Annotated in this window: 16 protein-coding genes; 8 read left to right on the plus strand and 8 right to left on the minus strand. The window is 64.6% G+C overall.

The genetic code is table 11. From position 1 onward, the window contains the following. Window positions 1-132: 132 nt before the first annotated feature. The 3 genes from ACPEES_RS14910 to ACPEES_RS14920 form a co-directional block, all read right to left on the minus strand. Complete coding sequence (locus ACPEES_RS14910; RefSeq protein ID WP_435104322.1) at window positions 133-711, minus strand: DUF4124 domain-containing protein; 579 nt, start codon at window positions 709-711, stop codon at window positions 133-135. A 182-nt stretch (window positions 712-893) separates the two neighbouring features. Continuing rightward, entirely contained in the window at window positions 894-2,309 is a 1,416-nt protein-coding gene (gene glnA / locus ACPEES_RS14915; protein WP_435104323.1) for a glutamate--ammonia ligase, read from the minus strand. A gap of 175 nt (window positions 2,310-2,484) precedes the next feature. Further along, entirely contained in the window at window positions 2,485-3,051 is a 567-nt protein-coding gene (locus ACPEES_RS14920; RefSeq protein ID WP_435104324.1) for a hypothetical protein, read from the minus strand. 173 nt (window positions 3,052-3,224) lie between these two features. Here ACPEES_RS14920 and glyQ point away from each other — a divergent pair, with 173 nt between their 5' ends. From glyQ to ACPEES_RS14940, 4 genes are read left to right on the plus strand one after another with little or no spacing between them, the layout of a single operon-like run. Next, complete coding sequence (glyQ, locus tag ACPEES_RS14925; RefSeq protein ID WP_435104358.1) at window positions 3,225-4,127, plus strand: glycine--tRNA ligase subunit alpha; 903 nt, start codon at window positions 3,225-3,227, stop codon at window positions 4,125-4,127. Continuing rightward, window positions 4,124-6,226, plus strand: coding sequence for a glycine--tRNA ligase subunit beta (gene glyS / locus ACPEES_RS14930; protein ID WP_435104325.1), 2,103 nt, complete (start codon window positions 4,124-4,126; stop codon window positions 6,224-6,226). The genes glyQ and glyS overlap by 4 nt, the downstream gene beginning before the upstream one ends. A 6-nt stretch (window positions 6,227-6,232) precedes the next feature. Beyond that, window positions 6,233-6,790: a D-glycero-beta-D-manno-heptose 1,7-bisphosphate 7-phosphatase gene (gene gmhB / locus ACPEES_RS14935; RefSeq protein ID WP_435104326.1), complete on the plus strand. Its 558-nt coding sequence runs from the start codon at window positions 6,233-6,235 to the stop codon at window positions 6,788-6,790. After that, a complete protein-coding gene (locus ACPEES_RS14940; protein WP_435104327.1) occupies window positions 6,783-7,568 on the plus strand; it encodes a lysophospholipid acyltransferase family protein in 786 nt (261 codons plus the stop codon). The genes gmhB and ACPEES_RS14940 overlap by 8 nt, the downstream gene beginning before the upstream one ends. Before the next feature lie 113 nt (window positions 7,569-7,681). Here the strand turns inward: ACPEES_RS14940 and ACPEES_RS14945 are convergent, their stop codons facing one another. The 5 genes from ACPEES_RS14945 to dnaA all read right to left on the minus strand — a co-directional run bounded on the left by ACPEES_RS14945 (window position 7,682) and on the right by dnaA (window position 15,958). After that, window positions 7,682-9,268, minus strand: a complete 1,587-nt coding sequence (locus tag ACPEES_RS14945; RefSeq protein ID WP_435104328.1) for an FMN-binding glutamate synthase family protein — start codon at window positions 9,266-9,268, stop codon at window positions 7,682-7,684. A 363-nt stretch (window positions 9,269-9,631) separates the two neighbouring features. After that, window positions 9,632-12,049, minus strand: coding sequence for a DNA topoisomerase (ATP-hydrolyzing) subunit B (gene gyrB / locus ACPEES_RS14950; RefSeq protein ID WP_435104329.1), 2,418 nt, complete (start codon window positions 12,047-12,049; stop codon window positions 9,632-9,634). A 28-nt stretch (window positions 12,050-12,077) separates the two neighbouring features. Further along, window positions 12,078-13,151, minus strand: coding sequence for a DNA replication/repair protein RecF (gene recF, locus ACPEES_RS14955; RefSeq protein WP_435104330.1), 1,074 nt, complete (start codon window positions 13,149-13,151; stop codon window positions 12,078-12,080). A 116-nt stretch (window positions 13,152-13,267) separates the two neighbouring features. Then, window positions 13,268-14,368, minus strand: coding sequence for a DNA polymerase III subunit beta (gene dnaN / locus ACPEES_RS14960; RefSeq protein WP_435104331.1), 1,101 nt, complete (start codon window positions 14,366-14,368; stop codon window positions 13,268-13,270). A gap of 225 nt (window positions 14,369-14,593) precedes the next feature. Continuing rightward, a complete protein-coding gene (gene dnaA, locus ACPEES_RS14965) occupies window positions 14,594-15,958 on the minus strand; it encodes a chromosomal replication initiator protein DnaA (RefSeq protein WP_435104332.1) in 1,365 nt (454 codons plus the stop codon). A 212-nt stretch (window positions 15,959-16,170) separates the two neighbouring features. Between dnaA and rpmH the strand changes: the two genes are divergently transcribed. From rpmH to yidC, 4 genes are read left to right on the plus strand one after another with little or no spacing between them, the layout of a single operon-like run. Then, complete coding sequence (gene rpmH, locus ACPEES_RS14970) at window positions 16,171-16,305, plus strand: 50S ribosomal protein L34 (RefSeq protein WP_018717450.1); 135 nt, start codon at window positions 16,171-16,173, stop codon at window positions 16,303-16,305. Between the two features lies 1 nt (window position 16,306). Next, window positions 16,307-16,693, plus strand: coding sequence for a ribonuclease P protein component (rnpA, locus tag ACPEES_RS14975; RefSeq protein WP_435104333.1), 387 nt, complete (start codon window positions 16,307-16,309; stop codon window positions 16,691-16,693). Then, a complete protein-coding gene (gene yidD, locus ACPEES_RS14980; RefSeq protein WP_435104334.1) occupies window positions 16,678-16,917 on the plus strand; it encodes a membrane protein insertion efficiency factor YidD in 240 nt (79 codons plus the stop codon). The genes rnpA and yidD overlap by 16 nt, the downstream gene beginning before the upstream one ends. After that, window positions 16,905-18,554, plus strand: a complete 1,650-nt coding sequence (yidC, locus tag ACPEES_RS14985) for a membrane protein insertase YidC (RefSeq protein ID WP_435104335.1) — start codon at window positions 16,905-16,907, stop codon at window positions 18,552-18,554. Before yidD ends, yidC begins: the two co-directional genes overlap by 13 nt. Window positions 18,555-18,556 lie beyond the last annotated feature (2 nt).

The following is an 18,556-nucleotide window of genomic DNA, read 5'->3' on the forward strand; positions in this document are numbered from 1 at the left end:
AGGAGAAAGCAAGAAACACGCCAGCAGCGAAGGCCCGGTACACCGCCAAGTGCGGTGCACTTTGCACCGGTGTCGCGCACCATTATGGTGCATACCGGTTCAAAAGGCAGCAGAAGTCCGGCGACAGCGCGATCAGCCGCCGCTTTCGCCTCCGTTGTTGTTCCCACCGTTGCCGCTACTGCCGTCGCGGCCGGGGTGCAGACGGGATGCCTGATGCATGTAGAAAGTCACGGGTTCGCTGCGATCGAGTGCTTCGCCGTCGGCACTTCTAAGCACCGCCTGCAACTCGTGGGCACCGCGATCGATGCCGGTCAGCTCGATCTGCCCGCCAGCGAACGGGCCACCGGGGGCTCGCTCCCCGTCCATGAGCAACTCCACGCTCTGCCCCGGCCCCAGCTCCGGCTCCACGCCCACCGAGACGGACAGCCGCCCGCTGTTATCCCGCACGGTCGCCTCCGGCGCCGGTGACTGAATGCGCACCTGCCAGTCCGGGGCGGCTTGCGCATCCGCCGCCTGCCCCTGCGCCGGACGGTCGGGCACCGACGTCGACGGCACCACCGTGGGTTCCGGGATCTCCATGCGGCTCGCCCCGTCGCGGGGCTCGTCACTGAAGTGGACGTGGCCATCGTCGTCCACCCATCGGTAGACGTCGGCGTGCGCGCAGGGCCAGACGAGCACGGTCAGGGTCAACGCGGTGAGAATTCGGCGCATGGAAGTCGCTCGGTGTCGGCTGGTAACGGTCCTTGTATTCATGGCCCCTAATGTAGGGCCACCACTGCCCGCGTTCCAGTGCCGTGTGCGTGCAAGCGGCCACGGAAACGTAAAACGGCGGCGGACACGAGGCCCGCCGCCGTCTTCGATGCGCCGGCTACGCGGCTGAAAGCCGCACGGGCTCAGACGCTGTAGTAGAGGTCGAATTCCACCGGGTGGGTGGTCATGCGCAGTCGCTGGACCTCTTCGTTCTTGAGCTCGATATAGCCGTCGATGGCGTCGTCGGTGAACACGCCGCCGGCGGTGAGGAAGGCGCGGTCCTTGTCCAGGGCCTCCAGTGCCTCCTCCAGCGAGAACGCCACCTTCGGAATCTCGGCCTCCTCCTCGGGGGGCAGGTCATAGAGATCCTTGTCCATGGCGTCGCCCGGGTGGATCTTGTTCTGGATACCGTCCAGGCCTGCCATCAGCATCGCCGCGAACGCCAGGTACGGGTTGGCGGTGCTGTCGGGGAAACGGATCTCGACGCGGCGCGCCTTGGGGTTGGACACCCACGGGATGCGCACGGAGGCGGAACGGTTGCGCGCCGAATAGGCGAGCAGCACCGGCGCCTCGAAGCCGGGCACGAGACGCTTGTAGCTGTTGGTAGCAGCGTTGGCGAAGGCGTTGATGGCCTTGGCGTGCTTGATGATGCCGCCGATGTAGTACAGCGCCGTCTCCGAAAGACCGCCGTACTGATCACCGGCGAACAGCGCCTCGCCGGTCCTGGCGATGGACTGGTGCACGTGCATGCCGTTGCCGTTGTCGCCGACCAGGGGCTTGGGCATGAACGTGGCGGTCTTGCCGAAGGCATGGGCGACGTTGTGCACCACGTACTTCAGCGTCTGCACCTCGTCGGCCTTCTTGACCAGGGTGTTGAACTTGGTGCCGATCTCGCACTGGCCGGCCGTGGCGACCTCGTGGTGGTGCACCTCGGTGGTCTGGCCCATCTCCTCGAGCGCCAGGCACATCGCCGAGCGCATGTCGTGGAGACTGTCCACCGGCGGTACCGGGAAATAACCGCCCTTCACGCCGGGGCGGTGACCCATGTTGCCGTCATGGTAGACACGCTCGGAGTTCCACTCGGCCTCCTCGGAGTCGATCTTGTAGAAGCTGCCGCTCATGTCGGCGCCCCAGCGGACATCATCGAAGACAAAGAACTCGTTCTCGGGGCCGAACAATGCCATGTCACCGATGCCGGTGGACTGCAGATAGGCTTCGGCGCGACGGGCGATGGAGCGGGGGTCGCGCTCGTAGCCCTGCATGGTGCCGGGCTCGATGATGTCGCAGACCAGGTTGACGGTGGGCTCCTCGTAGAAGGGATCGAGCACCGCCGTCTCCGGGTCCGGCATCATGATCATGTCGGACTCGTTGATGCCCTTCCAGCCGGCGATGGAGGAGCCATCGAACATCTTGCCGGACTCGAAGGCATCCTCGTCGAGCGTGTGTGCGGGCACAGTGACGTGCTGTTGCTTGCCCTTGGTGTCCGTGAAGCGGAAATCCACGAACTTGACGTCATTGTCCTCAATCAGCTTGAGGACGTCCTCGGCGGTGCGAGACATGCGGTCGACCTCCGTAATGGATGGATTCGTCGTCGCTCACTAAAGCACGGACCGTGCCATCATCGCACACAGGCCCGCAACGCCCGTTTGACGCGGGGCTGCGAGCGGGCCCGGAGGCTGTGTGGATGCGCAGATGCACTAAAATAGTGCACGCACCACAACGAAGCGCACCACTTTAGTGCCGTGTACGGGGGCCGGGAACCGGTGTTGCCTCGGTGTACGTTTCCAACCGCCGCCGCCCATGGCGGGAATCCAAGTTCAGGGCCCGTTCCGCCGCCTCCAGCGGCTCCATGGGGTCGATTCGCGGATCCTCGCGAATGGCCCGCAGGACGTCGGTCATGGGTACGAACGCACGCGCGAGCGCGCGAAACAGTGCCTCGCTGCCGCCCGGCATTCCGGTAGCGGCCTCGTCATAGGCACTGGTGCCGAGATCCACAAAGTACGACAGCGTCACCCGGCGGCGATCGGCGAGCTGCGGAAACAGCCCGGCGACGATAAGACACTGATCGCCCACCTCGCGCAGACTCTCGCGCCGACGCCCGCCGGCCTGCTCCAGCGCCTCGAGAAACCCGAGGGCGAGCGCCCGGCGTGCCACGCCGCGACGTCGCAGGTAGCGCATGAGCAGGAACACGAGGTAGCTTTCGCAGCCTTCCTCGAGCGCCGCGTCGGTACGGGACTCGGCCTCCACCACCAGGCGGTGCCAGCTGGCCGTCGCGTTCGGCTCCAGGATCCAGTCCTGCATGGTAAGCCCTCGTTGCCGTCCTCCCCCCCTTTAAATAGACCACGCTGACCGTCAGGGGAACGGTGGAATCTCCCCGCTGGGACACGGGGTCTAGGCCACGGTATACTCTGCGGTTTTCCTCGCGGGTGTTCTCGGGGGCAACCCACGCCGATGAAGATCGGATGCCAGAGATTATGATGACCTTTCAGCAGCTCATCCTCGCCCTGCAGGGCTACTGGGCCGAACGCGGCTGTGTCGTGCTGCAGCCGCTCGACATGGAGGTGGGGGCGGGCACGTTCCACCCGGCCACATTCCTGCGCTCCATCGGGCCGGAGCCATGGCATGCGGCGTACGTCCAGCCCTCGCGCCGACCCACCGACGGCCGCTACGGCGAGAATCCCAATCGTCTGCAGCACTATTACCAGTTCCAGGTAGTGCTCAAACCGTCGCCGCTGGATATCCAGGACCAGTATCTCGGCTCGCTGGAAGCACTGGGTATCGATCCCCTGGTACATGACATCCGCTTCGTCGAAGACAACTGGGAATCGCCCACTCTGGGTGCCTGGGGGCTGGGCTGGGAAGTCTGGTTGAACGGCATGGAGATCACCCAGTTCACTTACTTTCAGCAAGCCGGCGGCCTCGACTGCCGCCCGGTGACCGGCGAGCTCACCTACGGGCTCGAGCGTATCGCGATGTATCTCCAGGACAAGGAGAGCGTCTACGACCTGGTCTGGACCGAAGGCCCCGCCGGCACGGTCACCTACGGTGACGTCTTCCTGCAGAACGAGCGCGAGCAGTCCGCTTACAATTTCGAGCAAGCGGACGTAACGAGCCTGTTCGCGTGGTTCGATACCTGCGAGCGCGAAAGCCAGCGCCTGGTCACCGAGGGCCTGCCGCTGCCGGCCTACGAGCAGGCGCTGAAAGCCTCGCACACCTTCAATCTCCTGGACGCGCGCCACGCCATCTCGGTGACGGAGCGCCAGGCCTATATCCTGCGAGTCCGCGCCCTCGCCCGGGCGGTGGCCGAGGCGTACTACGCCAGCCGCGAGGCGCTCGGTTTCCCCATGATCAACAGCGCAGAGGACCGTTCCGCATGACCGTCGCCCGAGACGATCTGCTCATCGAGCTGGGCACCGAGGAGCTGCCGCCCACCGCACTACGGCAGCTGATGACGCGTTTCGCCGAGGAGATTGCGGCAGGCCTCGACCAGGCTGACGTCGCTCACGCCGCGGTCCGACCGTACGCCACGCCCCGGCGGCTGGCGGTGCTCATCGAGGCGGTGGCCAGCGGTCAGCCGGACCGCCGCATCGAGCGCAAGGGCCCCGCTGTGACCGCGGCGTTCGACGCCGACGGTGCCCCCACGAAGGCGGCGGAAGGGTTCGCGCGCTCCTGCGGCGTGTCCGTGGACGCGCTGGAGCGACTGACCAATGACAAGGGTGAGTGGCTGGCCTACCGCGGCGTCGAACCGGGACAGACGACCGCGGCGCTGCTGCCGGGAATCATCGAGCAAGCGCTCGCGCGCTTGCCGATTCCCAAGCGTATGCGCTGGGGCGACTCCGACGTGGCGTTCGTACGCCCTGCGCACTGGCTGGTGATCAAGCACGGCGACAGCGTCGTACCCGCGGAGATTCTCGGGCTCGCCAGCGGCGAGCACACGCGCGGTCATCGCTTCCACCACCCCGCTCCCATCGCCGTCGACCGGCCGGCGGAGTACGCTGCGCTGCTGCGGGAATCCGGCCATGTGATCGCTGACTTCGACGAACGTCGCGAGCGTATCCACGAGCAGGTGATCGCGGCGGCAGCACGCGTCGGCGGCGAAGCGGTCATCACCGAGGCGCTGCTCGACGAGGTCACCGCGCTGGTGGAGTGGCCCGTGGCCCACGCCGGCAGCTTCGACGAGGATTTCCTGCGGGTACCGGAAGAAGCGCTGGTCTCGAGCATGGAAAGCCACCAGAAGTACTTCCCGGTCCGTGGCGCGGACGGCCGGCTGCTGCCGCGGTTCATCACCGTGGCGAATATCGACAGTCGGGATCCGGCGCAGGTGATCGGCGGCAACGAGCGGGTCATCCGCCCCCGCCTCGCCGACGCGGCATTCTTCTGGGACCAGGATCGGCGCACCCCGCTGGCCTCGCGCCTGGATGGGCTGAAGGAGGTGCTCTTCCAGAAGCGCCTGGGCAGCCTCTACGACAAGAGCGCACGCGTCGCGGGGCTAGCCGGGCGGTTCGCCGGTGCCTTCGGCGTGGACGCCGGTGACGCCGAGCGCGCGGCCTGGCTCGCCAAGACCGACCTGGTCACCGAGATGGTCGGTGAGTTCCCCGAGCTCCAGGGCGTGATGGGACGCTACTACGCCCGAGAGGACGGCGAGCGGGAAGCGGTCGCCCGTGCGCTGGACGAGATCTATCAACCGAGATTCGCCGCCGACGCGGTCCCGGCATCGGCGCTCGGACGCCTGCTCGCGGTAGCCGAGCGCGCCGATACGCTGATGGGCATCTTCGCCATAGGCAAGGCACCCAGCGGCACCAAGGACCCTTTCGCCCTGCGCCGCGCCGCGCTCGGGGTGGTACGGATCCTCATCGAGGGCGGCCACGCAGTGGACCTGCGCGGGGTGCTCGCCGCTGCCGGCGAAGCGCTGCCGGAGGGACTCGACGGCAGCAACCAGGTGGCACCGGTGTTCGATTTCTGCCTCGACCGGTTGCGCGCGCTCTACCAGGACGACGGCATTCCGGTGGAGGTTTTCGAAGCGGTGCGCGCGGTGGAGGAGACCGGTACCACCATCGCCGACCTGCACGATTTCGATCGCCGTGTGCAGGCCTGTCGCGACTTTCTGGAACGCCCGGAGGCCGCGAGCCTGGCCGCGGCGAACAAGCGCATCCGCAACATCCTGCGCAAATCCGAGGCCGAGACGCTGCCGCCGCACCCGGATCCGGCACGCTTCGAGCACGGCGAAGAGCACGCGCTGCACGAGGCGATCACCGAGCTCGAAGCCGAGGTGGATCGGCTCGCCACTGCCGGCGACTACGCCGACGCACTGGCGCGCCTCGCCAGCCTGAAGGAGCCGGTGGACCGGTTCTTCGACGCGGTGCTGGTGATGGCCGAGGACGAGGCCGTGAGGACCAACCGTCTGGCGCTGCTGCAGGGTCTGGCGCGGCTCTTCCTGCGAGTCGCCGACGTCTCGCGGCTGCCGTCCGGGGAGTAGGGCGCTATGGCGGGCCTGGTCATGCTCGACCGCGACGGCGTCATCAATGCCGACTCCCCGGGCTACATCCGGAGCCCGACGCAATGGGAGCCCATACCGGGCAGCCTCGAAGCCATTTCCCGCCTGAACCGCTCCGGTTTCGATGTCGTCGTCTGCACCAATCAGTCCGGAATCGCCCGGGGGCTGCTGAGCGAGGACGATCTCGCGGCGATTCATGCGCGAATGCGTGAGGCCGTTCGCGATGCGGGCGGCGATCTGCGCGGCGTGTTCGTCTGCCCTCACGCGCCGGAGGACGGTTGCTTCTGCCGCAAGCCGGCGCCGGGACTGCTGCACCAGGTCGCCCGACGTCTCGGCCGGCCCGTGCTCGGCGCCTGGTTCATCGGTGACAGCGAGCGGGACCTCGCCGCCGCCCGCGCCGCCGGCGCAAGGCCGGTTCTGGTTCGTACTGGTAACGGCGCCGAGACCGAAGCATCGGGCGGGGCGGGGGATGCAATCGTATTCGCGGATCTCGCAAACGCGGCCGAGGCGCTGATTGCCCGCTCCCTGGAGAGCGCCGGTGGGTAGTAGCGAGCGCCCGCGCGGGAGTCTCGCCCGCGGGCTCGTTTTCCAGGCGGGCCTCGTGCTGTCGGTCGTCGTCTGGGGTACGCTCAGCCTCGCAACGGCGCCGTTTCCCTACCGCTGGCGCTACTGGTTCATCAGCCGGTGGTGCTGCTGGATGGAGTTATGGCTGCGCCTTGCCGCCGGCATTACCCACGAGATCGAAGGTTTCGAACACGTGCGTGGCCAGCCCGGCGTCGTCATGGCGAAGCACCAGAGCACATGGGAGACCATCAGCCTGGTGCGCTGGTTTTATCCGCAAACGTGGGTGCTCAAGCGCGAGCTTGTCTGGCTGCCGTTGTTCGGTTGGGCTCTGGGACTGCTACAGCCGATCGCCATCGACCGTCGCGCCGGCCGGAACGCCGTGAAGCAGGTGGTGGAGCAGGGCCGCGAGCGCCTCGCCGCCCGCCGCTGGGTCGTGGTATTCCCGGAGGGTACGCGCGTGCCCGCGGGCCAGAAAGGCCGCTACCGCATGGGCGGCGCCGTGCTCGCCTGCCGGACAGGCGTCCCCGTGGTTCCCGTCGCCCATAATGCGGGCGAACACTGGCCCCGCGACGGGATACGGATCCGGCCCGGACGTATTCGCGTAGAAATTGGCGAACCCATTGATACGCAAGGAAAGGCGCCGGACGAAGTATTGCGCGAGGTGGAGCGCTGGATCGAGCAGCGCATGCCGGCGCTGTCCCGGCACGGCTACCCGGGCACCGTATTTGAACGCCGGAAACACGGGCGTGGCAAGCGCTAAGCGCATGCCGGAAACAAGTTCCTGGCGCTCGTCCGCCGGTTTTCGCTCTGACTCATCGCTGTGCGGAACCCGGGCGAGACCGGTGCTCTCGCACATACCGTGACATCAGGACGTTAGTCCGCCGCTGCAAAGCGCGTCGAACGGGCCGTGCGCCACCATCGCGCGTACGGCTCCGGTACACTGCCGTCGAGGAGCTGCCCGGGTTCCAGAAACGTGTAGTAGTCGCTCAACGGCCCCACTTCGCCGGCACCAAGGTGCCGGCACACATGCGCCGGGCGCAGTTCCCCCGGGTGCTGCAAGCCGGCGGTCGCCACGATCTCCATCAACGCGTGCACGGTATTGCGCTGGAAGTTGGTGACCCGTCGAGCCTTGTCGGGAACCACCAAGGCCCGCTGTCGTGTCGGGTTCTGGGTTGCGACGCCGGTAGGGCAGCGGTCGTTGTGGCAGCTAAGCGACTGCACGCAGCCGAGCGCGAACATGAACCCCCGAGCCGAGTAGCACCAGTCGGCACCGAGCGCGATGTTCGAGGCCAACCAGTAGCCGGAGGTGACCTTGCCGCTCGCTGCGATCCGGATGTGATCGCGCAGGCCGGCGCCGACGAGGATATTCCGGGTCATGATCAGCGCCTCTCGTAGCGGCGTCCCGACCCGGTTGGATAGCTCCAGCGGCGCCGATCCCGTGCCGCCTTCAGCGCCGTCGACCACGATGAAGTCCGGGTAGATGCCCGTATCGATGATCGCCTTGACGATCGCCATGAGCTCGTCTGGCTGACCGACACACAGTTTGAAGCCTATGGGTTTGCCCCCCGATAGCGTGCGCAGCTCGGCGATGAATTCCAGCAGCCCCACCGGGGTGCTGAAAGCCGGATGGCTAGCCGGCGAAATGCAGTCGACACCAGCCTGAACGCCGCGTGCCGTGGCGATTTCCGCGGTGACCTTCGGCCCTGGAAGAATGCCGCCGTGGCCAGGCTTGGCCCCCTGGGACAGCTTGATCTCGATCATCGCGATCTGGTCACTGGCAGCGGTTTCGGCGAATCGATCGGGATCGAAGGCACCGTTCGGAGCGCGACATCCGAAGTAGCCGCTTGCGATCTGCCAGACGAGGTCACCACCACCCTCCAGGTGGTAACGGGATACCCCGCCCTCGCCGGTGTTGTGGGCGAATCCGCCGGCACAGGCACCGCGGTTCAAGGCGTGTATGGCGTTGGCCGATAGCGCGCCGAAGCTCATCGCGGAAATGTTCAATCGCGAAGCATGGTAAGGGCGTTCGCACTGAGGACCGCCCACGCGCACCGTGTCCGGCCGCTCGGTTGCAGACAGCGGCGTCATCGAGTGGGCAATCCACTCGTAACCGGGCTCGGACAGATCATAGAGCGTGCCGAACGGGTTCTTGTCATTGACGGCTTTAGCCCGGCGGTAGACCAGCGAGCGTTGCTCACGGGAGAACGGGCGGCCGTCCGTGTCGCTCTCGAACAGATATTGCCGGAGCTCCGGCCGGATCGCTTCGAACATCCATCGAAACCGCGAGATGATCGGATAGTTGCGCCACAGGTTGTGCCGGGTTTGCATGAGATCGTAAGTGCCGATTGCCGCGAGTAGGGCAAGCGGCGCCAACAGCGCGAGCGCGGGCGGGTAGAAGGCGCTGGTGATAACGAATATCACCGTGAGACCGCAGATGAGGAAGTAGGTGAGATAGCGCATCGCTCAACCCTGGTTGCCTGGGTAGTTGCGGAATCCGGAGGCTTCGCTGCGTTTGAAGACAGCCGAACGAGTCCGCAGGTCATACCGGCTCATGATGCCGGCTGGGTTGCTGAAACGTCACGGTATGCGCCTGGCCGTAGTAGGGGAAAGGGACGCAGGGACGTGGACGGCTCCTATGACGCGTCTCGGCGACTTGGCGGGGTTGGGGGCTCCGGAGGACGAAAGAGCGCCGCAGAGGCGCGCTCTGGCCGCTGCGGGAAGGCTCGGGGCGATGGCGAAGGGCGTGGTGGCCCCGGTCTCGTCAAAGCGGTAATCCCACCTGGCTCTGGCGAGACCGGGGTCACGACGGACGAGGGAGATGGGCTAGACGTCGAGATTACTGGCCTGCAGGGCGTTTTTCTCGATGAAATCCCGGCGGGGCTCGACATGATCGCCCATCAAGGTCGTGAAGATCTCATCGGAGGCGACGACGTCTTCAATACGCACCTGAAGGAGACGGCGTGTGTCCGGATCCATCGTCGTCTCCCACAGCTGGTCCGGATTCATTTCGCCAAGCCCCTTGTAGCGCTGGACGGCGAGGCCGCGTTTGGCCTCCTCGAGCAGCCACAGGACGGCGTCACGGAAAGTGTCGATGGCAGTGCCGCGCTCGCCGCGGCGCACTTCGGCGTCCTCCTGGAGTAGACCCTGTAGGGCCGCACTCAGCCCGCGCAGGGTTTCGTACTCCTGAGAGAGGAAGAACTGCGCGGGGAATGTATAGGGATAGAGAATGCCGTGCATGCGCTTGGTGACCACGGCATCATGAAAGCCGCCGTCGACACCGGCGTGAACCTGAACGCGGTAATCGGTACCGGCGGGCTGGTCGGCATTGAGCTGTGTCACCAGTGTCTCGAACCACTCGCGCATTGAATCACCGTTGCCGAGTTCGTCCTCACTCAACGGTGGCAAGTTCGTCATGGTCCGCAGGATGGCCGGATCGCTGCGCCGCCCCAGGTGATCGATCATGTCCATGGTCCGCAGGTACTGACGAATCAGCTGCTCCAGGCCATCGGCGCCGATCGGTGGTGCGCCGCCGCCTGGCAATAGTTGCGCATTGTTCAGCGCAATCTGTAGCAGGTACTCCGTAAGTTCTTGATCATCCTTGACATAGTGCTCCTGCTTACCCCGTTTGACCTTGTACAGCGGCGGTTGGGCGATGTAGATATGCCCCCGCTCGACCAACGCCGACATCTGACGATAGAAGAATGTCAGAAGCAGCGTCCGGATGTGGGATCCGTCGACGTCGGCGTCGGTCATGATGATGATGCGATGGTAGCGGAGCTTGTCCGGGTCGAATTCTTCCTTGCCGATACCGCAGCCCAACGCCGTGATCAGCGTACCCACCTCGGCGGAGGAAAGCATTTTGTCGAAGCGGGCCTTCTCCACGTTCAGAATCTTGCCCTTCAGCGGAAGTATGGCCTGGGTGCGACGGTCGCGACCCTGCTTCGCGGATCCACCGGCGGAATCGCCCTCGACGAGGTAGAGCTCGGAAGCCGCGGGATCGCGCTCCTGGCAGTCCGCGAGTTTGCCGGGCAGCCCGGCGACATCCAGCGCGCCCTTGCGGCGGGTCATCTCACGGGCCCGTCGCGCTGCCTCGCGAGCGCGTGAGGCATCGATGACCTTCTCCACGATCGAGCGGGCATCATTGGGATGCTCGTAGAGGAATTCGTGCAACGCGGTCGCGAGAGCCGATTCGACAGCCCCCTTCACCTCCGAGGAAACCAGTTTGTCCTTGGTCTGGGAGGAGAATTTGGGATCCGGCGCCTTCACCGAGACCACGGCGGTCAACCCTTCGCGAATGTCGTCCCCCGAGGGCGTGACCTTGAGCTTCTTCGCGTAGCCCTCGGACTCGATATAGGTGTTGATCGTCCGCGTCAGGGCCGCGCGAAAGCCGGCCATGTGGGTACCGCCATCGCGCTGAGGGATATTGTTGGTGAAGCAGAAGATCGCCTCCTGGTAGGAGTCGTTCCACTGCATGGCCACTTCAACCTGAATGTCGTCACGCGCGGTAGTGAGGTGGAAGACGGTCGCGTGTAGCGGGTGCTTGTTTTTGTTGAGGTGCTCGACGAACGCCCGGATGCCCCCGGCGTACTCGAAAACGTCCTCCTTACCACTGCGCTCGTCCTTGAGGGCTATGCGCACGCCCGGGTTGAGGAACGACAGCTCGCGGAAGCGTTTGGCGAGGATGTCGTAGTTGAAATCGATGTTCGTGAAGATATCCGGGCTCGGGCTGAAGGTGATCTGGGTGCCCGTATCGTCGGATTCGCCGACGATCTTCAGTGGCGCCACGGGTTCACCCTGCCGGTATTCCTGGAGGTGGATGTGGCCATGCTTCTTGATGACGAGCTTCAGTCGCTCGGAGAGGGCGTTGACGACGGAAACGCCGACGCCGTGCAGGCCGCCGGAAACCTTGTAAGAGTTGTTATCGAACTTACCGCCGGCGTGGAGCACGGTCATGATGACTTCGGCGGCGGAGCGGTTTTCTTCGGGGTGAATATCCACGGGGACGCCGCGGCCGTTGTCCGTGACAGTGACAGAGTTGTCGGCGTGAATGACGATGCCGATCTCGCTGCAGTGACCGGCAAGCGCCTCATCGATCGAGTTGTCAGCGACCTCGAAGACCATGTGGTGCAGGCCGGTTCCGTCATCGGTATCGCCGATGTACATTCCGGGCCGCTTGCGGACGGCATCGAGCCCACGCAATACTTTGATTTGTGCGGAATCGTATTCGGTCTGTGCGGTCATACGGCGTTTCCTGCGGTTAATCCGCGCATTATACCACCTCTCGATACCTGCCCTGTTCCACGTGGAACATGCGGGTACCGTCGGGCAGGTGGTCGAGATCGCTTCGATGAATAGCGGTCAGGAAGAGCTGCGCGCCGCTTTCGAACAGCGCTTCCAGAACCGCAGTACGATGTGTCCGATCGAGCTCCGCCGGGAGATCATCGACGAGGAGTGTGGGGGTGCGCCCAACGCCCGAGCTCAGAACGCGCATCTGGGCAAGACGGAGGGCGATAACAGCCAGCTTTTGCTGGCCACGGGAGAGCCCGTGGTGGGCGTCCCTGCCGTGCGCCAGCAGTCGAAGATCCGCGCGATGGGGGCCACTCAGGGTATAACCGAGATCAAGTTCTTGATTGCGACGCGCAGCGAGGATCTCGGCCAATGAGTCGTCACGTGTCCAGCCTCGCGTATATCGCCAGGTGAGATCGTCCGTGGGCAGCCATTGGGCAGCGACGTGGGTCCATGCTGGAAGAAGGCGCTCGATATACGCGCAACGAGCGTGGTCAACTTTTTCGCCGAGCTCCGCGAGCTGTGGTTCCCATGCCGCGGCTTCGCGTGAATGCCCACAACGAAGTGCGACGTTGCGTTGCCGAAGCGCACGCCGGTACTGACGCCATACGCCGCTGAACCCTTGTTCCACGTGGAACACACCCCAGTTCAAAAGTGCCCGCCGCGTCTCCGGTCCATCTGTCAGTAATCGTTGACTCTCCGTGTTCAAAACCTGCACGGGTAGTAGCGCACTGACTGCCGCGAGACTCCGAACCTCCTGGGCGTCCACGCGAAGCTCCGTGCATCCCTCCGTACGACGAATTACGACCGGCCTTGGATCACTGCCGCCACATTCGACAAGACCACGGACGAGCAACGCTTCCGACCCGCAACTGACGAGTTGATCGAGGCTCGTACCCCGAAAACTTCGCGCCGTGGACAGGCAATAGATAGCCTCCAGCAAACTCGTCTTTCCAGCCGCATTGTCACCGACAATCAGGTTGATCGATGGCGACGGCCTGATATCAACGTTCTGAAGGTTACGGAAATGTTCGATGTGGAGGCCACGCAGTGCCATGAATAGCCGCCCGGACTGGCCGACGGATCGTTCCCATCCGTCGTTGGGGACTCGGTGAGGACGGGGATAGGGCACGCTGGCGCATGCCCTGGACCCCGCGTATCGGCAGTGTGCCCTTACAGTCGCATGGGCATGACGACGTAGCGTGCATCCTGCTGGCCTTCGCCCGTCATCAGTGCGCTGGCATTGGCATCCGTGACGTAGACGGCAACGCTCGGCTGCTCGATGGCGCCCAACGCGTCCAGCAAATAGCTGGCGTTGAAGCCGATCTCCAGGGCATCGCCATCGTAGTCCACGCTGATGTCCTCCTCGGCGCGTTCCTGCTCCGGGTTTTCGGAGCGAATGCTGAGCCGGTCGTCCTCGAGCATCAGCCGGATACCACGATACTTGTCATTGGAAAGGATGGACGCGCGAACGAGTGCTTGGCGGAGTGCTTCCCGTTCCACCAGAACCCGGTGACCGCTTCCGTCCGGGATAACCCGCTGATAATCCGGGAACCGACCATCGATCAGCTTCGACGTGAATCGAATATCCGGTAGCAGCGCGCGAATGTGATTCTCACCGAGCTGGATGCGCACAGGCTCGTCCGAATGCTCCAGCAGGCGAAGTAATTCCTGTATCCCCTTGCGCGGCACGATGACCTGTCGTGGCTGTTCGATCTCCACACCGGTGGAGAGCTCCGCGAGTGCGAGTCGATGTCCGTCCGTAGCGACAGCGCGCAGGTGATCCGGTTCCATCTCGATAAGCAGGCCGTTGAGGTAATAGCGCACGTCCTGCAGCGCCATCGAGAAGTGCGTCTTGTCCACAAGCCATCGTAGATGCGCCTGACTGAGTGTGAGCATCTCCGCCGTGCCGATATCCTCGACACTGGGGAAATCCCCTGCCGGTAGGGTCGCCAGTGTGAACTGACTCTGGCCGGACTTCAGCACGGCGCGATCCTGATCCAGATGCAGTGCGATCGTGCTCTCTTCCGGAAGGTTCCGGACGATGTCCATGAGCTTGCGTGCCGGCAACGTGATTTGACCCGTTTCCGCGACCTCTACGCCGACGCGTGCCTGGAGCTCGACTTCCAGGTCCGTGGCCGTCAGAGAGATACCTTCCTCGTCGGCGACCATGAGCACGTTGGCGAGTACCGGTAGGGTTTGCCGCCGTTCCACTACACCGATCACTGATTGCAGGGGCTTGAGCAGGGCTTCGCGTTGAATCTCGAACTGCATGACGCGTCCTGAATTAACTATTCTGTGTATAAACCTATAAGCCTGTTGTATTTATTGAGCCTGGCGAAGTCTGTGGATACTCGGCAATTCCCCTTGCATTTCAGAAAGTTGTCCTCTTTACAAACTGTGGACTTTGTGGCCGTTTCCGGTGTTGGGCGCTGTGTGTAGATTGTGGATAACCGAGCGCTGTTCTTCACTCCCTCGGTCGCACACAGGTTATCCACATCATGTGGAGAGCGTTCTCAACAGGTTGCCGAAATCCTCGTCGATACGCAGGTCTTCTTCGCGTAGCTGTTCCACTTTCCGGCAGGCGTGCAGCACCGTCGTGTGATCGCGCCCGCCGAACGCGTCGCCTATCTCCGGCAGGGAATGGCTGGTGAGTTCCTTCGCCAGTGCCATCGCGACCTGTCGGGGCCGCGTGATGGAGCGGCTGCGGCGTTTCGACAACAGATCGGCTACCCGGACCTTGTAATACTCCGCGACCGTTTTCTGGATGTTCTCGATCGTCACCAGTTTGTCCTGGAGCGCGAGCAGGTCGCGTAGCGCGCTCTTGGTGAAATCCACGGTGATCGGCTGTCCGGTGAACTGGGCGTTGGCCAGCACGCGCCGTAGCGCTCCCTCGAGCTCCCGGATGTTCGAGCGGATGCGCTTGGCGATGAAGAAAGCGACCTCGTCCGGCAGTTCCACCCCCTCCTGGGATGCCTTGCTCATCAGGATTGCCACGCGCGTCTCCAGCTCCGGAGGCTCGATCGCGATGGTCAGGCCCCATCCGAAACGCGATTTCAGCCGCTCCTCGAGCCCGTTGACCTCCTTCGGGTAGCGATCGCAGGTCATCACGATCTGTTGCTGTCCCTCGAGGAGGGCATTGAACGTGTGGAAGAACTCTTCCTGCGACCGCTCCTTGCCGGCGAAAAACTGGATATCGTCGATGAGCAGCGCGTCAACGCTGCGATAGTGGCGCTTGAACTCGTTGATGGCGTTGTGCTGCAGCGCCTTGACCATGTCCGCGACGAAACGCTCGGAATGCAGGTAGAGCACCTGGCCACCTCTTTGATTGGCAAGCAGGCGGTTGCCGATGGCGTGCATGAGGTGAGTCTTGCCCAAGCCTACTCCGCCATAGATGAACAGCGGGTTGTATGCCCCGCCGGGATTCTCCACCACCTGCACACTCGCGGCCCGCGCGAGCTGGTTGGACTTGCCCTCGACGAAGGTGTCGAACGTGAAGTTCGGGTTGAGGCTCGATGCCGACGGGCGCACGCCGCTGCGCGGCTCCGTCTGCGTGGCGGGCGCTTCGGTGACAGCGGCTGCGGGTGCGGGCTCCGTTGTCGCTGGCTGCGCGGTCGCGGCGCTGGTGCCGATCTCGAGTTGCAGTCCGGGTGGATCCTCGGGCCGCTGGCTCGCGAGCAGCTCCTCGATACGCGTTGCGAAGTGCTCTCGTACCCAGTCGAGTACGAAGCGGTTGGGTGCGTACAGCCGGATCCTGTCGGGATCCTCCCGGGCCTGTAGCGGCCGTATCCAGGTGTTGAGCTGCTGGTCAGGTATCTCCCGCTCGAGCCGACGAAGACACCCCTTCCATAGCGATTCGGCCACGGATGCTCTACCTCTTGCCAATTTGGAGAGTGCGGGCGTGATAGCCGGCAAGTCTAATCGCTAGTCCCCAGGTTATCCACAGCGCGCGGGCATTGACACTCTCGCCTTCCGGGGGTAGATTCGCCGGCTCAGCATTTCCGGCCCGGGCCCGCCAACCGGCATTCCGCCCGGGCTTTTTCCGTGTCACTGCAGGCAATAAGCGGAATTCCGTCATGAAGAGGACCTTTCAACCCAGCGTGATCCGGCGCAAGCGCACCCACGGCTTCCGCGCACGGATGGCCACCCGCAACGGCCGCAAGGTGCTCGCGCGGCGCCGCGCCAAAGGGCGTGCCCGCCTGACCCCGTAGCTTGCGCACGAGGGCTGGCAGGGGGGCGGCGCGCTTTCCGCGCGCAGCTCGTCTCACTGACTCACGGGCCTTCGGGCAGGTTTTCCGCGGCGCCGAGCGACTCGCCGACAAGCACTTCACCGTGCTCTTCCGACGGCGAAGCGATCACCCCGAGGCAGACGCCCGCCTCGGTATGGCGGTTTCCCGCCGCGTAGCGCCGCGGGCGGTGGACCGCAACCGAATCAAGCGCATGGTGCGCGAGGCGTTTCGCCATCGGCGCCACGAGCTGCCTGCCGTCGACGTGGTGGTCATCGCTCGCGGCGCAGCCCGGGGGGCCGCCGGGCCACGGCTGCAGAAGTCAATGGTACGGCTGCTCGAGCGGATGCAGCGGCAATGCGACGGGTCCTGATCACCCTGCTGCGGGCTTATCAGTACCTCGTCAGCCCTGTGCTCGGGCCCCGTTGCCGTTTTCTGCCCTCCTGCTCCCAGTACGCCGTCGAAGCGATCGAACGCCATGGCCCGTGGCGCGGCGGCTGGCTTGCTCTTTGCCGCATCGCCCGTTGTCACCCTGGCCGTGCGGGCGGTCTGGATCCGGTTCCCGAGACCACGGATAGACGTCGATGGAAAACGTAAGGCTGCTGCTGTTCGCCGCCCTGGGTGCCGTGCTCCTCCTGCTCTGGAGTGCCTGGCAGCAGGACTACGGAGCCCGTGAGCCGGTGGCGCAGGCGCCCACCAGCGAGGCACCGAGCACGAACGCACCCGGTGCCGCCCAGGCCGGTGACGGCGACCGTGCCGGCCCGACCGGCGGCGAAGCAGGCGAGGCGACCGGCAGCGACGCCTCGGAAGTGCATGTCCTCACCGACCTGCTTGACGTTCGGATAAGCGCCCGTGGAGGAACGGTGCGCTCTGCCCGCCTGCGTGATTACAAGGTCGACCTGAACAACGATGCCCCATTCTCGGTGCTCAAGTCGGAGACACCCGTCTTCGTGGGCGAAGCCGGACTCGTGGGGGCCGACGGCGCTTCCGCGCCGGATACGTCAGCGATCTGGCAGACCGAGGACACACGCTATCGCCTCGCCGAGGGCGACGATGAGCTGGTCGTTCCGCTCATCTGGCGCAGCGATGACGGTGTCACCGTCACCCGTCGCTACATCTTCGAGCGCGACAGCTACGTGATGCGCGTCGAGCAGGAGATCGACAACGCTTCCCAGAGCCCCTATCGGGCTTATCAGTTCGTGCAGCTGCGCCGCGAGCAGACCGACAGTGGCCAGTCCTTCCTGGGCGCACGCAGCTATGTCGGTGGCGTGATCTTCAGCCCCGAGGAGCGCTACGAGAAGTTCGGCTTCGACGATATGCGCGACAGCCGCCTCTCGCGCGACGTCACCAACGGCTGGACGGCGTTCATTCAGCACTACTTCCTCGCTGCGTGGGTGCCGCCGCGGGACGTCACTCAGCGGTTCTACACCCGCATGCAGGACGGGCAGTACGTCCTTGGCATGAGCTCCCCGTGGCAGACCGTCGCCCCCGGTGAGAGTGCTACGTTCAGCAACCGGCTGTTCGTCGGCCCCAAGGATCAGGACCGCCTCGACGCCATCGCCGAGGGCCTCGAGCTCACCGTGGACTACGGCTGGCTCACCGTGATCTCCAAGCCGCTGTTCATCGCGCTGTCCTGGATCCACGGCGTGGTGGGCAACTGGGGCTGGGCGATCATCTTCCTCACGCTCGGTATCAAGGCCGCGTTCTACAAACTCTCCGAGACGAGCTACCGCTCCATGGCGCGCATGCGCAAGCTCCAGCCACGCATGCAGCAGCTCAAGGAACGCTACGGCGACGACCGCCAGGGCATGAACCAGGAGCTGATGAAGCTCTACAAGGAGGAGAAGGTCAATCCGCTCGGTGGCTGTCTGCCGATCCTCATCCAGATCCCGGTGTTCATCGCCCTGTACTGGGTGTTGCTGGAGAGTGTGGAACTGCGGCATGCACCGTGGATCCTTTGGATCAACGACCTTTCCTCCCGGGATCCTTACTACGTGCTGCCGTTGATCATGGGTGCGACCATGTTCCTGCAGCAGCGCCTCAACCCCGCGCCCATGGACCCGGTTCAGCAGCGGGTGATGACTTTCCTCCCGCTCATCTTCACCGTGTTCTTCCTGTTCTTCCCGGCAGGACTGGTTCTCTACTGGGTGACCAACAACAGCCTCTCCATCCTCCAGCAGTGGCTGATCACCCGACGCATGGAGCAGGACGAGGCGCGCGAGCGAACGGCCTAGCG

This window comes from Arhodomonas sp. AD133, assembly GCF_051195215.1.
Taxonomy (GTDB): Bacteria; Pseudomonadota; Gammaproteobacteria; order Nitrococcales; family Nitrococcaceae; genus Arhodomonas.

Coding starts and splice junctions, on each gene's coding strand:
- rpmH (WP_018717450.1), top strand. CDS start 16,171: ATGAAGAGGACCTTTCAACCCAGCGTGATCCGGCGCAAGCGCACCCAC.
- ACPEES_RS14920 (WP_435104324.1), bottom strand. CDS start 3,051: ATGCAGGACTGGATCCTGGAGCCGAACGCGACGGCCAGCTGGCACCGC.
- glyQ (WP_435104358.1), top strand. CDS start 3,225: ATGATGACCTTTCAGCAGCTCATCCTCGCCCTGCAGGGCTACTGGGCC.
- glnA (WP_435104323.1), bottom strand. CDS start 2,309: ATGTCTCGCACCGCCGAGGACGTCCTCAAGCTGATTGAGGACAATGAC.
- ACPEES_RS14945 (WP_435104328.1), bottom strand. CDS start 9,268: ATGCGCTATCTCACCTACTTCCTCATCTGCGGTCTCACGGTGATATTC.
- gmhB (WP_435104326.1), top strand. CDS start 6,233: ATGGCGGGCCTGGTCATGCTCGACCGCGACGGCGTCATCAATGCCGAC.
- ACPEES_RS14910 (WP_435104322.1), bottom strand. CDS start 711: ATGCGCCGAATTCTCACCGCGTTGACCCTGACCGTGCTCGTCTGGCCC.
- gyrB (WP_435104329.1), bottom strand. CDS start 12,049: ATGACCGCACAGACCGAATACGATTCCGCACAAATCAAAGTATTGCGT.
- glyS (WP_435104325.1), top strand. CDS start 4,124: ATGACCGTCGCCCGAGACGATCTGCTCATCGAGCTGGGCACCGAGGAG.
- yidD (WP_435104334.1), top strand. CDS start 16,678: ATGCGACGGGTCCTGATCACCCTGCTGCGGGCTTATCAGTACCTCGTC.
- recF (WP_435104330.1), bottom strand. CDS start 13,151: ATGGCACTGCGTGGCCTCCACATCGAACATTTCCGTAACCTTCAGAAC.
- dnaN (WP_435104331.1), bottom strand. CDS start 14,368: ATGCAGTTCGAGATTCAACGCGAAGCCCTGCTCAAGCCCCTGCAATCA.
- yidC (WP_435104335.1), top strand. CDS start 16,905: ATGGAAAACGTAAGGCTGCTGCTGTTCGCCGCCCTGGGTGCCGTGCTC.